Source organism: Microbacterium dauci (assembly GCF_030065535.1).
In the GTDB taxonomy this organism is placed as follows: Bacteria; Actinomycetota; Actinomycetes; order Actinomycetales; family Microbacteriaceae; genus Microbacterium; species Microbacterium dauci.
Genome location: NZ_JASJND010000006.1, coordinates 354,877 through 367,360 on the forward strand (window position 1 = coordinate 354,877; position 12,484 = coordinate 367,360).

The 12,484-nt window shown below is 70.2% G+C and carries 11 protein-coding genes and 1 tRNA gene; 11 read left to right on the top strand and 1 reads right to left on the bottom strand.

Annotated features, from left to right (window positions below):
• Positions 1-12 precede the first annotated feature (12 nt).
• From QNI14_RS10480 to QNI14_RS10515, 8 genes are all read left to right on the top strand, one after another.
• The gene (locus tag QNI14_RS10480; RefSeq protein ID WP_283716535.1) at positions 13-216 is read left to right on the top strand and encodes a DUF4244 domain-containing protein; all 204 of its coding nucleotides are present in this window, start codon (positions 13-15) and stop codon (positions 214-216) included.
• Positions 213-557, top strand: a complete 345-nt coding sequence (locus tag QNI14_RS10485) for a TadE family type IV pilus minor pilin (protein WP_283716536.1) — start codon at positions 213-215, stop codon at positions 555-557. The genes QNI14_RS10480 and QNI14_RS10485 overlap by 4 nt, the downstream gene beginning before the upstream one ends.
• Complete coding sequence (locus tag QNI14_RS10490) at positions 557-880, top strand: helicase (protein WP_283716537.1); 324 nt, start codon at positions 557-559, stop codon at positions 878-880. The genes QNI14_RS10485 and QNI14_RS10490 overlap by 1 nt, the downstream gene beginning before the upstream one ends.
• Before the next feature lie 102 nt (positions 881-982).
• Complete coding sequence (gene topA, locus QNI14_RS10495) at positions 983-3,649, top strand: type I DNA topoisomerase (RefSeq protein ID WP_283716538.1); 2,667 nt, start codon at positions 983-985, stop codon at positions 3,647-3,649.
• Positions 3,646-4,269: a dTMP kinase gene (gene tmk / locus QNI14_RS10500; protein ID WP_283716539.1), complete on the top strand. Its 624-nt coding sequence runs from the start codon at positions 3,646-3,648 to the stop codon at positions 4,267-4,269. The genes topA and tmk overlap by 4 nt, the downstream gene beginning before the upstream one ends.
• Positions 4,270-4,299: 30 nt before the next feature.
• A complete protein-coding gene (locus tag QNI14_RS10505) occupies positions 4,300-5,454 on the top strand; it encodes a DNA polymerase III subunit delta' (protein ID WP_283716540.1) in 1,155 nt (384 codons plus the stop codon).
• On the top strand, positions 5,451-6,980 hold the full coding sequence (locus QNI14_RS10510) for an alpha/beta hydrolase (RefSeq protein ID WP_283716541.1): 1,530 nt from the start codon (positions 5,451-5,453) through the stop codon (positions 6,978-6,980). The genes QNI14_RS10505 and QNI14_RS10510 overlap by 4 nt, the downstream gene beginning before the upstream one ends.
• A 70-nt stretch (positions 6,981-7,050) precedes the next feature.
• Positions 7,051-7,123 (top strand) — tRNA-Thr (locus QNI14_RS10515).
• Between the two features lie 55 nt (positions 7,124-7,178).
• Here the strand turns inward: QNI14_RS10515 and QNI14_RS10520 are convergent.
• Entirely contained in the window at positions 7,179-9,137 is a 1,959-nt protein-coding gene (locus QNI14_RS10520) for a SpoIIE family protein phosphatase (RefSeq protein WP_283716542.1), read from the bottom strand.
• A gap of 108 nt (positions 9,138-9,245) precedes the next feature.
• On the opposite strand from QNI14_RS10520, the gene QNI14_RS10525 reads away from it, so the two are divergent.
• The 3 genes from QNI14_RS10525 to QNI14_RS10535 are packed head-to-tail and all read left to right on the top strand — an operon-like array spanning position 9,246 to position 12,469.
• The gene (locus QNI14_RS10525; protein WP_283716543.1) at positions 9,246-9,632 is read left to right on the top strand and encodes a hypothetical protein; all 387 of its coding nucleotides are present in this window, start codon (positions 9,246-9,248) and stop codon (positions 9,630-9,632) included.
• 36 nt (positions 9,633-9,668) lie between these two features.
• Positions 9,669-11,888, top strand: a complete 2,220-nt coding sequence (locus QNI14_RS10530) for an MMPL family transporter (protein ID WP_283716544.1) — start codon at positions 9,669-9,671, stop codon at positions 11,886-11,888.
• The gene (locus QNI14_RS10535; protein WP_283716545.1) at positions 11,885-12,469 is read left to right on the top strand and encodes an isochorismatase family protein; all 585 of its coding nucleotides are present in this window, start codon (positions 11,885-11,887) and stop codon (positions 12,467-12,469) included. Before QNI14_RS10530 ends, QNI14_RS10535 begins: the two co-directional genes overlap by 4 nt.
• The last annotated feature ends 15 nt before the right edge of the window (positions 12,470-12,484 follow it).

A 12,484-nucleotide genomic window follows, 5' to 3' on the forward strand; every position in this document is an offset into this window, starting at 1 on the left:
AGAGGAGTCCCCATGACCCAGCACGACCTGCCGCCCCTGACCGCGAAACGAGCGGCATCGCTGTTCGCCGACGAGACGGGTGCGGCCACCGCCGAATATGCGATCGCCACAATGGCCGCCGTTGCGTTCGCCGGCCTCCTCGTCATCATCATGCGGTCCGACGAGGTCCGCGAGATCCTGACGGACCTCGTGCGTCGGGCGCTGACGGTCGCATGATCCGCGACGAGCGGGGATCGGCCACGGCGGAGTTCGCCGTGGTCGTCCCCGCCGTCGTGGTCGTCATCGCGCTCGCCGTCGGCGCGCTCGGCGTGGGCGCGCAGCAGGTGCGGCTCGAGCAGGGTGCCGCGCAGGCGGCGCGGCTGGCGGCGCGCGGCGAGGATGCCTCCCGCGTGCGCGACGCGGTGCGCGTGCTCGCCGGCGACGCGACCACCGACGTTCGGGCCGACGGCGACTTCGTCTGCGTGGATGTCTCGGCAGCGGCGCGCATCGCGTTGCCGATCCCGCGGCTGCGTGCGTCGTCGTGTGCGCTCGACTCCTCCGTGGCAGGCGACGACTGATGGCGGGGAGCGCCCTCGCGGTCGGGTCCGTCGCCGTCGTCGCGACCCTGCTCGTCGGGTTCGCGGGCGCGGGCGTAGCCGCCGCGACCTCGGCACGGGTGTCGGGGGCAGCGGATGCCGCAGCGCTCGCCGCCGCCGACACGGCATCGGGTCGCGTCGTCGGCGTCCCCTGCGAGCACGCGGCATCCGCTGCCCGACTCGGCGGTGCAGACCTCGCGTCCTGCGCGGTCGACGGCCTCGTCGCGACCGTCGAGGTCTCGGCCCCCTTCGGTGCCTTCACAGCGCGCGCCCGTGCTCGCGCCGGTCCGCCTCCGTCCGGGTGACGTGCGACGGCGCGTCGCCACGTCGCGAACGGAGCGGAGCCGCCTCCCAGCCCACTCTTGACAAACCGGTGTGTATGGTGTGCATCGAAGAAAGGACGCCACGTGGCACAGGGCAAGAAGCTCGTCATCGTCGAGTCGCCGACGAAGATGCGCTCGATCCAGGGGTACCTGGGTGACGGATACGAGGTGATGAGCTCGGTCGGGCACATCCGCGACCTCGCCGACAAGAAGGACATCCCCGCCGATCTGAAGAAGACCTCGGTGGGCAAGTACTCGATCGACATCGAGAACGACTTCACTCCTCTCTATGTGGAGAGCGATCGCGGCAAGAAGACCGTCTCCGAGCTCAAGCGCGCCCTGAAGACCGCGGACGAACTCCTGCTCGCCACCGATGAAGACCGCGAAGGCGAAGCCATCGCGTGGCACCTGCTCGAGACGTTGAAGCCCAAGGTCCCCGTCAAGCGGATGGTCTTCCACGAGATCACGAAGGACGCCATCCAGGCGGCCGTCAAGAACACCCGCGAACTCGACCACGCACTGGTCGACGCGCAGGAGACCCGCCGCATCCTCGACCGGCTCTACGGGTGGGACGTCTCCGACGTGACCCGCCGCAAGGTCGGCCAGGGCACGAGCGCCGGCCGCGTGCAGTCCGCCGCGACCCGCATGGTCGTCGAGCGCGAGCGCGAGCGCATGGCGTTCGTCTCGGCGTCGTACTGGGACGTGGATGCCGACGCGGTGAAGGGTGCCGATGCCTTCGGCATCCGCCTCACCCGCGTCGACGGCGCACCGCTCGCCCGCGGCACCGACTTCGACGACACCGGCGCACTGAAGAAGGCCGTCGTCGTCCTCAGCGAGACCGAGGCCCGCGAGCTGGCCGCCGCCCTCGAGGCATCGGGCACCGCGACCGTCACCGCCGTCGAGGCCAAGCCCGGCACGCGCAGCCCGAAGCCCCCGTTCACGACCTCGACCCTCCAGCAGGAGGCGGGTCGCAAGCTCTCGATGAGCGCCAAGCACGCCATGGGCGTCGCGCAGCGGCTCTACGAGAAGGGCTACATCACCTATATGCGTACCGACTCGACCGCACTGTCGGCGCAGGCGGTCACCGCGGCGCGCACCCAGGCCGTCGCGCTCTACGGCGACAAGGCGGTGCCGGCCAACCCGCGCAGTTACCGCAACAACGCGAAGAACGCGCAGGAGGCGCACGAGGCCATCCGCCCGTCCGGTGAGCACTTCCGCACGCCCAAGGAGGTCACCTCCGGGCTCGATCGCGACGAGGTGCGGCTCTACGAGCTCATCTGGAAGCGCACCGTCGCGAGCCAGATGGCCGACGCGAAGTACGAGACCACGACGGTCACGATCGATGCAGATGCCGCGGGCAAGACGGCCACGTTCACCGCGTCGGGCACCGTGTACACCTTCAAGGGCTTCCTCGACGCGTACGAAGAGGGTCGCGACGAGAAGCGCGGCGACAACGATCGCGCCGACGACCAGTCGCTCCCGGCGCTCGCCGTCGGCGACGCGCTGACGCTGCGCGACATCGAGCCGAAGGGGCACAGCACCAGCCCGAAGCCCCGCTACACCGAGGCATCCCTCGTCAAAGCGCTCGAGGAGAAGGGCATCGGCCGCCCGTCGACGTTCGCGAGCATCATCGACGTGATCCTCGACCGCGGCTACGTGTCGAAGCGCGGCCAGGCGCTCGTGCCGAGCTGGCTCGCGTTCAGCATCATCCGCCTGCTCGAGGGGCACTTCGCCGACCTCGTCGACTACGATTTCACGGCGGCGCTCGAGGACGACCTCGACGCGATCGCCCGCGGCGAGCAGAACCGTGCCGCATGGCTCAAGGAGTTCTACTTCGGGTCGAAGGACCATGTGGGCCTTCGCAACATCGTCGACAACCTCGGCGACATCGATGCGCGCGAGATCAACTCGACGAAGATCGGCGACGTGGCGGTGCTGCGATTCGGCCGGTACGGTCCGTACCTCGAGGTCCCGGGCGACGACCCCGAGACCCCGCGACGGTTGAACGTGCCCGACGACCTCGCCCCCGACGAGCTGACGCCCGAGAAGGCGCGCGAGCTCATCGAGGCGCCGATCGGCGGCGACCGCGTGCTCGGACAGAACCCCGACAACGGCCGCGACGTCGTCATCAAGGACGGCCGGTTCGGTCCGTACCTCGAAGAGGTGCTGCCCGAAGAGGAAGCCCCCGCCGAAGAGGTCAAGCCGAAGCGCGGCGCCAAGAAGGTCACCCCGCCCAAGCCCAAGCGTGCCTCGCTCTTCAAGAGCATGTCGCCCGAGACGATCGACCTCGACACGGCGCTGAAGCTCCTCTCGCTGCCGCGCGAGGTCGGTGCCGACCCCGAGACGGGCACCGTCATCACGGCGCAGAACGGCCCGTACGGTCCCTACATCAAGAAGGGCACCGACTCGCGGAGCATCGCGAGTGAGGACATGATCTTCGACATCACGCTCGAGCAGGCGCTGGAGATCTACTCGCAGCCGAAGTACGCGAACCGTGCCGCGACCTCGCTCAAGGAATTCGAGGCAGACCCGGTCAGCGAGAAGCCGATCCGTATCAAGGACGGTCGCTTCGGGGCCTACGTCACCGACGGCACCACGAACGTCACGATCCCGCGCGGGCAGACGCCCGACGACATCACGTTCGAGATCGCCGTGCAGATGCTCGCCGACAAGCGTGCGAAGGGCCCCGCGCCCAAGCGCACCACGCGGCGCGCCACGACGACGCGCAAGGCGCCGGCGAAGAAGAAGTGACGCGCGGCATCTGGGTCACGCTCGAGGGCGGCGACGGCTCGGGCAAGACCACGCAGGCGACCCTGCTCGAGCGTTGGCTCGCCGAGCAGGGCCGCACGGTCGTGCGCACCCGCGAACCCGGCGGCAGCGAGGTGGGTGTGCTGATCCGCGAGATCGTGCTGCACCACCGGGGCGACATCGCCCCGCGCGCCGAGGCACTGCTGTACGCCGCCGACCGCGCGCACCATGTCGCGACCGTCGTGCGCCCGGCGCTCGCGCGCGGCGAGGTCGTCATCCAGGACCGCTACCTCGACTCGTCCGTCGCGTATCAGGGTGCCGGCCGCGTGCTCGACGGCGGCGAGATCCGCGACCTGTCGTTGTGGGCGACCGAGGGTGCGCTTCCCGATCTCACGGTGCTGCTCGACCTCGACCCATCGGTCGCGCGCGGTCGATTGGATGCCGCCGACAAGCCGTTCGACCGCCTCGAGGCCGAGAAGAGCGCGTTCCACGAACGCGTCCGCGCGGCGTTCCTCGCGCTCGCCGCAGCCGAGCCCGAACGGTTCCTCGTGCTCGACGCATCCCGGCCGGTCGATGAGCTCGCCGCCGCGATCCGCTCCCGCGTCGCCGACGCGCTGGAATGACCGTCCGGGGCACGCCGTAGGCTGGTCGGCATGACGATCGCCGCGCCCCAGGTCCTGCCGTGGGGCGACGTGTGGGGGCAGGACGAGGCGGTCGCACAGCTGCGGGGCGCGGCATCCGATCCGGGACAGCTCGCGCACGCGTGGCTCATCACCGGCCCGCCGGGGTCTGGTCGCTCGACGCTCGCGTACGCGTTCGCGGCGGCGCTGATCGCCGAGCCCGGCGACGAGGCGGCGATGCGCCAGGTGCTCGCCGGCACCCACCCCGACCTGACCGCACTGCGCACCGAGGGCGTCATCATCTCGATCAAAGACGCCCGCGCCCTCGTCGAGCGGTCGTACTTCTCGCCGTCGCTGGGGCGCTACCGCGTCATGGTGATGGAGGACGCCGACCGCATGGTCGAGCGCACCAGCAACGTGTTGCTGAAAGCCCTCGAAGAGCCGCCTGAGCAGACCGTCTGGATCCTCTGCGCCCCGAGTGACGCCGACCTGCTGCCCACCATCCGATCGCGGGTGCGGATCCTGCGTCTGCGTGAACCCGAGGTGGCCGACGTCGCGCGCCTCATCGTGCAGCGCACCGGTGTGAGCGAGGCCGTGGCCGAGCAGTCCGCGCGCCTCGCGCAGCGCCACATCGGTATGGCGCAGCGCCTGGCGACGGATGCCGCGTCGCGCGAGCGCCGTGAACAGACCTTGCGCGGGGTGCTCGGCGTCCGCGGGGTGGGGGACGCCGTCGAGGTGGCGGCCCGCATCGTGCAGCTCGCGACCGAGGATGCCAAGGCGCTCACCGCGAGCCGCGACGAGAGCGAGCGAGAGGCACTGCTGCGGACGCTCGGCGTGACGCCGGGCGGCGCCGTGCCGCCCGCGGTCCGCGGCCAGTTGAGCGCACTCGAAGACGACCAGAAGCGTCGGGCCACGCGGAGCCTGCGCGACGGCATCGATCGCGTGCTCACCGACGTCGAGTCGCTCTACCGCGACACGCTCATGCGGCAGTTCGGGCAGGAGACCGACCTCATCAACGTCGAACTGGCATCCGATGTCGAGGCGCTCGCCACGGCATGGACCCCGCAGCGCACGCTCACGGTGATCGACGCGATCGCGGTGACCCGCGAGAACCTGCAGCAGAACGCCGCACCGGCGCTCGCGCTCGAGTCCATGCTCATCACGGTCGCGACCGGGAGGGCGATGTGAAGCCGCTCCGCCTGCTCGGCTCGGTCGCTGCTGTGGCGGCGCTGGCCGCCGCGCTCCTCGGTTGCACGCCGAAGTCGCAGCCGGCACCCGACCGCGACCCGGTCACCGACGGCGTGCCAGCCGAGGTGGCCGACTACTACGGGCAGGACGTCGACTGGGAGCGGTGTGCCGGCGGCGGCGAGGGCACCTTCTACTGCGGCGACATCACCGCGCCCATCGACTGGTCCGATCCGGATGCCGGTGATCTCGAGCTCGCCGTGATCGTCCGGGTCGCGGCGGGGGAGTCGCGGGGCTCGCTGCTGGTGAACCCGGGCGGTCCGGGCGCCAGCGGCGTCGACCTGGTGCGGACCTCGGCGGCGTACGCGGTGGGGAACACCCTCCTCGACGAGTACGACGTCGTCGGGTTCGATCCGCGCGGCGTGGGCGACTCGACTGCGGTTCGCTGCCTGGATGCCGCGGACATGGACGCCTACCTGTTCGACGTCCCCGCGGCCGAGCGCGGGAGCGCCGAGTGGGAGGCCGAGCTCACCGCCCGCAACGAGGACTTCGCCGCCGCGTGCGAGGCGAACAGCGGTGGCATCCTGTCGCAGGTCACGACGGCGAACGCCGCCCGCGACATGGATCTGCTGCGCGGCGTGCTCGGTGACGAGCAACTGCACTATCTCGGGTACTCCTACGGGGCGTACCTGGGCGCGATGTACGCCGAGCTCTTCCCGGAGCGGGTCGGCCGCGTCGTCCTCGACGGCGGCATCGATCCCTCGATCCCCGGGGCGCTCGTCGGCGCCCGGCAGGCGGTCGGCTTCGAGTCCGCACTGCGGGCCTACCTCGCCGCGTGCCTCGAGTCCCACGACGACTGCCCGTTCTCGGGCACGGTCGACGACGCCGCGACCGCGCTCGCCGATGGCCTCGCCGCTGTGGACGCCGCGCCGATCGAGGCGACGGACGGCCGGGTGATGAACGCCGACGCGATGGTGATGGGCATCATCACGGCGCTCTACGCCGAGGGGAACTGGCCGTATCTCACGACGGCGATCGCGTCAGCGCTCCAGGGGGATGCGGACCCGATCTTCACGCTCGTCGACTCGTATTACAACCGCGCCGGCGACACGTACCTCGACAACTCGACTGAGGCGTTCTCGGCCTACAACTGCATGGACTACCCGGTCGATTCGCCGGAGGCCGTGGCCGACTCGGAGGCGCTGGTCGCCGAGCAGGCGCCGACGTTCGCCCCGTACTGGTCGGGCGTCGACCTCTGCGAGTCGTGGCCGTACCCGCCGAGCGGGACACGCGACCGCATCACGGCCGAGGGTGCCGACCCGATCCTCCTGGTCGGCACGACGAACGATCCCGCCACGCCGTACGAGTGGTCCGTGGCGCTCGCCGACCAGCTGTCCTCCGGCGTCCTGCTCACCCGTGTGGGGGAGGGGCACCTCGGGTTCAACAAGGGCAACCTGTGCATCGACGAGGCGGTAGAGGCGTACTTCCTCGACGGGACCGTCCCGCCGTCGGATGTCACGTGCGAGTGATCCCGCGGTTCGCGGCATCCGTTCGGCTCCTGTAGGATCGTTGATCGTGCAACGCGCGAGCGGAGCGCACGCCACCTTAGCTCAGACGGCAGAGCGATTCACTCGTAATGAATAGGTCAAGGGTTCGATTCCCTTAGGTGGCTCCGCAGCGAAAGCCCCGTCTTCTGGCGGGGCTTTTCGCATCGGATGCCGCGCGGGTCAGGTCCGCGCGACGAGCACCGCGGTGATGTCGTCCCGCTCTGCGGCGGCATCCGCATCTGCGCAGAGGGCGTCGATGATGTCCTGCGTCGTGCCGCCCTGCTGCGCGAGGGCGCCGAGCTCGCGCTCGATGTTCTCGACGGCGTCGTCCCAGAGGTCGAGGATCCCGTCGCTGAGCAGCACGAGCGAGTCGCCGGGCTCGAGTCGCGCGGCGATCGGATGCCAGTCTTCGGAGAGCCCGAGCGGTAGGTCGGTCGACGCGATGCGCTCCACACTGCGGCCGTGGTCGCGGACGATGAAGATGAGCCCGTGCCCGGCGTCGACGAGCTCGACCTCACCGGAGGTGAACTCGACCGTGCAGTGGGCGAGGGTCACGAAGGCGCCGACGCGGCCGAGGTCCTCGTCGACGAGCTGCGCCGTGCGCGACACCGCGTCGACCGGGTCCTCGTCACCGACCTGCAGCCGCAGCGCCGTGCGCGTCGACGCGGCGAGCATGCCCGATCCGATCCCCTTGCCCATGACATCGCCGACTGTGACGACGGCGCGACCGGCGAAGACGCGGATGTCGTAGAAGTCGCCGCCCACCTGACGGGCGGGGATCGAGCGTGCGGCGAACCGCCAGTCGGGGACGGAGGGCAGCGACAGCGGCGCGAGCGCGCGCTGCACCTCGGCGGCACGCTCGAGCTCTTCGTGCTCGAGTCGGCGCGCCTGGAGGATCTGGGTGATGTCGAGGAACTGCAGCGCGTAGAGGCGGTCGGAGGCGTCGTTGTCGATGTGCGAGAAGCTGACGTCCAGATTGCGCCCGCTGCTCGTCTCGGCGCGGAGTCGGGTACCGCTCCCGTCGCCGGCGTCGACCGCGGTGGCGAGTGCCTGGATGGATGCCTCGTCGAGATGATCGGAGAGCGCGCGGCGGTGCTCGGTGTCGCCGAGGATCGCGCGCGCCGCGTCGTTGCTGCGGAGGATCCGCCACGCGTCACCGTCGAGCCGGCGGAGGATGAGCATCCCCGCGACCGACGTGTCGAAGTTGCGGCGGAAGATCTCCTCGCTCTCGTGCAGCATCCACGTCATGCTGCGCTCGTGGCTGATGGTCAGCGAGAGGACGAGGAAGACGCAGACCATCGACAATTCGAAGACCTGGAGCATGACGCTGCCGGTCATCGCGCCGAGCCGTTCGAACGAGAACGGGCCGTGCCCGCTCGCACTGCCGTACGAGGCGATCGCCGCGATCGCGAGCATCTGCGCGATGACCGTCTTGGTCGACAGCCGGATCGCGGCCCACGCGAGCGGTGTGAGCGCGAGGAAGGTGATCGGCAGGGTCGTATCGGTGAGGAAGACGGCGAACGTGACCGCGGCGCAGGCGGCGAACTGCAGTGCCGTCTCCCACCACGAGCGTCGTCCACGCGTACGCCGGATGACGAGGTACAGCGGCGTGATGAGCAGGACGCCCGCGGCGTGCTTCGACGGTGCCGTGATGAGTCGGTCGAGCGCGGCCGCCGGTCCCGCAGAGACGAGATCGACGAGCGCCGCGAGGATCGCGAACGTCAGCGCCGACGCGACGGCCGCCACGAGGAGGCGACCGACGTCGGCCTTGCGCTCGAGGCGCGGGACGCGCGATGACCGGCCGCGGAGGATGAGGACGCCGACCGCCATCTCGACCGCGACGACGACCGCGAGCGCGAGGGCGACGGCGATCGGTCGACCGGCGATCAGCGCCAGCGGCAGTGTGGTCGCGCCCACCAGCGGTGCGAGAAGCCAGAGGCGTGCGGCGCGGAACTGCACGCCGAGTCCCAGGGCGATGCCGGCTGCCGGCCACCAGGCGGAAGAGGCGAGGGATGCCGGGGTGGTCGCGAGTGACAGTGCGCCAAGGAGCACGATCAGAAGCAACGATCCACCCGCGACGATGCGGCGCGCTCTGCCCGAGATCGCGCGTCCTTCGTGCTCTCGCAAGAAGAAGCTCACCTCCTCACTATTACAGTTGGGTGAGGAATTCGGGCACCCTCTGGCGGGGTCGCGCCGAACCGGATACGGATCGTGCTGACTGGTCGGCACCGAACAGAGGACACACGGGTGGCGAACGCCCTGGACGCGATACTCGAGATCCTCACGTGGGTGGGGTTCGGTGCTGCCGTCGCCTTCGGTGTAGCGGCAGTGGTCGTCTGGGCCGCCGACGGCAGCTGGCTGCCCGTCGAGGCGTACCTCGACGACGACGACCGCACCGTGCGGTGGATCGATGGCGACGGCGAGGTCAACGCGGCACCGCTGTCGCCGGACGATCGCGCCGAGTGGCAGGGAGATCGCGCGCAGATCTGGTACCGGCACGGGTGGCACGATCGGATGCGGCTCGCCCCGCGTCCGCCGGTGCTGAAGCTCCTGTGGGGGCTGGCCATCGGAGGGCTTGCTGTCGGGGCCGTGTCGACGGTCGGGTCGATCATCGCGATCTTCGTCCGAGGCTGATTGCTGAAAAAGCGTATTGCTAGATAGTCTAGCAATATGAGCGCTTCCCGAACCCCGTCCCCCTGGCTGCGGATCGCCCTTCCGATCGTCCTCGTCGTCATCTGGCTCGCGGGCGGCTCGATCGGCGGCCCGTACTTCGGCAAGGTCGACGAGGTCGCGACGAACGATCAGTCGAGCTTTCTCCCGCAGAGCGCCGAGTCGACGCAGGTGCAGCAGCGCCTCGACGATTTCACCGGCGGTGACACCATCCCGGCGCTCGTCGTCTTCGAGGGATCGAGCGCGCTGGATGCCGCCGACCTCGAGCAGCTGCAGTCCATGGCCGAGACGCTCGGGGGCGTCGAGGGCGTCGACGAGGTGTCGCCTGCGATCCCGTCCGACGACGGCGAGGCGGCGCAGATCGTCGTGTCGATCGATTCGTCCGGCGAGATCACCGAGATCGTGACCGCGCTGCGCGAAGCGGTCACAGCCGACGCACCCTCCGGGGTCGAGGGGTGGGTAACCGGCCCGGCCGGATTCACCGCCGACCTGGCATCCGGCTTCACCGGGATCGACGGACTGTTGCTGCTGGTCGCGCTCGGCGCCGTGTTCGTGATCCTCATCGTCGTCTACCGGTCGCCGCTGCTGCCGATCCTCGTGCTGCTCACCTCGGTGTTCGCGCTGTGCGTGGCGCTGCTGACGGTGTGGTGGCTGGCCAAGGCCGAGGTCTTCGTCCTGAACGGCCAAGTGCAGGGCATCCTGTTCATCCTCGTGATCGGCGCCGCGACCGACTATGCGCTGCTGTACGTCGCCCGCCATCGCGAAGCGATCGGTGAAGGGAGATCGCGGTGGGATGCCGCGGCGACGGCGTGGAAGGGATCGGTCGAGCCGATCCTCGCGTCGGGTGCGACGGTCATCGCGGGGCTGCTGTGTTTGTTGCTCAGCGACCTCGCGAGCAACCGCGCGCTGGGCCCGATCGCCTCGATCGGCATCGTGTTCTCGATCCTCGCCGCGCTCACGTTCCTGCCCGCGCTGCTCGCGCTCGTCGGGAAGGCCGCGTTCTGGCCCTTCATCCCGACGCACGGCGCCGTCTCGTTGCCCGACGACCTCAGCGCGCCCGCGCGCGGCGGATGGGCGCGGCTGGCGCGGTTCGTGGCGCGCCGCGCACGTGTGGTGTGGATCGTTTCGACCGTCGTGCTCCTCGTCGCGGCGGTGGGGCTGACCCAGCTCAAGGCCGATGGCGTGCCCGCGAGCGAGCTCGTGCTCGGGCAGTCGGAGGCACGGGACGGGCAAGCGGTGCTCGGCGAGCACTTCGCGGCCGGATCGGGCAGCCCGCTGTACGTGCTGGCATCCGAGGAGGCAGTCGCAGACGTCGTCGGCGTGCTCTCGGACGAGGACGGCGTCGATGCGGTCGGCGCGGTCTCGGCGGACTCGGCGACCGGCCAGATCGGCGTCGAGCTCGACGGCGGCGACGTCGTGTACACGGTGCAGGGCCCGCCGGGCGAGGCTCCCGCACCGACGGTCGACGCCGGCGACGTGCTGCTGGTCGCCACCCTCGTGGATGCGGCCGATTCTCTCGCCGCAGAGGAGACCGTGCGCGACCTTCGTGCCGCGTTCGCCTCGGCCGACATCGCGGCCCTCGTCGGCGGCACGACCGCGACCGACCTCGACACCAATGACACCTCGATCCGCGACCGGACCGTCATCATCCCGGTGATCCTCGTCGTCGTGCTGCTGATCCTCATGCTGCTGCTGCGCTCGGTGCTCGCGCCGGTGCTGCTGATCCTCAGCGTCGTGGTCTCGTTCGCGGCGGCGCTCGGCGTCAGCGCACTCGTGTTCGACGGGGTCTTCGGGTTCCCGGGCGCCGATCCGTCCGTCCCGCTGTACGGATTCGTGTTCCTCGTCGCGCTCGGGATCGACTACAACATCTTTCTCATGTCGCGTGTGCGCGAGGAGTCGATCGCGCACGGGACGCGCCGTGGCATCCTCCGCGGACTCGTGACGACGGGCGGGGTGATCACCTCTGCGGGACTCGTGCTGGCGGCGACGTTCGCGGCGCTCGGGGTGATCCAGATCCTCTTCCTCGTGCAGATCGCGTTCATCGTGGCGTTCGGTGTGCTGCTCGACACATTCGTCGTGCGGTCGCTGCTCGTTCCGGCGCTCGCGTACGACATCGGGCCCGCGATCTGGTGGCCGTCGAAGCTCGCGTCGGCCCCGGAGAACCCGCGTGATCCTGCGACTATGAGCCGAGCGGAATACCGTCGTACGCTCAACACATGAGCCGAGCGCTGTTCATCGTCGATGTGCAGAATGATTTCACCGAAGGCGGGGCCCTGGGGGTCGCCGGAGGCGATGCCGTCGCACGCGCCGTGAGCGCGTTCCTGGCCGCTCGGGCGGGCGACTACGCCCTCGTGATCGCCTCGCGCGACTGGCACGACGCGGACGGTGACAACGGCGGGCACTTCGCGGCGGCGCCCGATTTCGTCGACACGTGGCCCGTGCACTGCGTCGCCGGCACCCCGGGTGCCGACTACGACGACGGCCTCGACACGTCGGCGGTGACCCACCATGTGAAGAAGGGGCAGGGGATTCCCGCCTACTCGCTGTTCGAGGGGGTGACGGATGCCGGTGGCACGGTCTCGGACCTGCTCACCGAGCACGGCGTGGTCGAGGTCGACGTCACCGGCATCGCGACCGACCACTGCGTTCGCGCATCCGCGCTCGACGCGATCGCCCACGGTCGTCGGGTGCGCGTGTTCACCGACCTGATCGCCGGGGTGGCACCCGACTCGAGCGAGGCGGCGCTGGCCGAGCTCGCCCACGCCGGCGCGGAGCTCGCGTCGTCGGGGACCTCCCGGTGAGCCGCGAGGGGACCT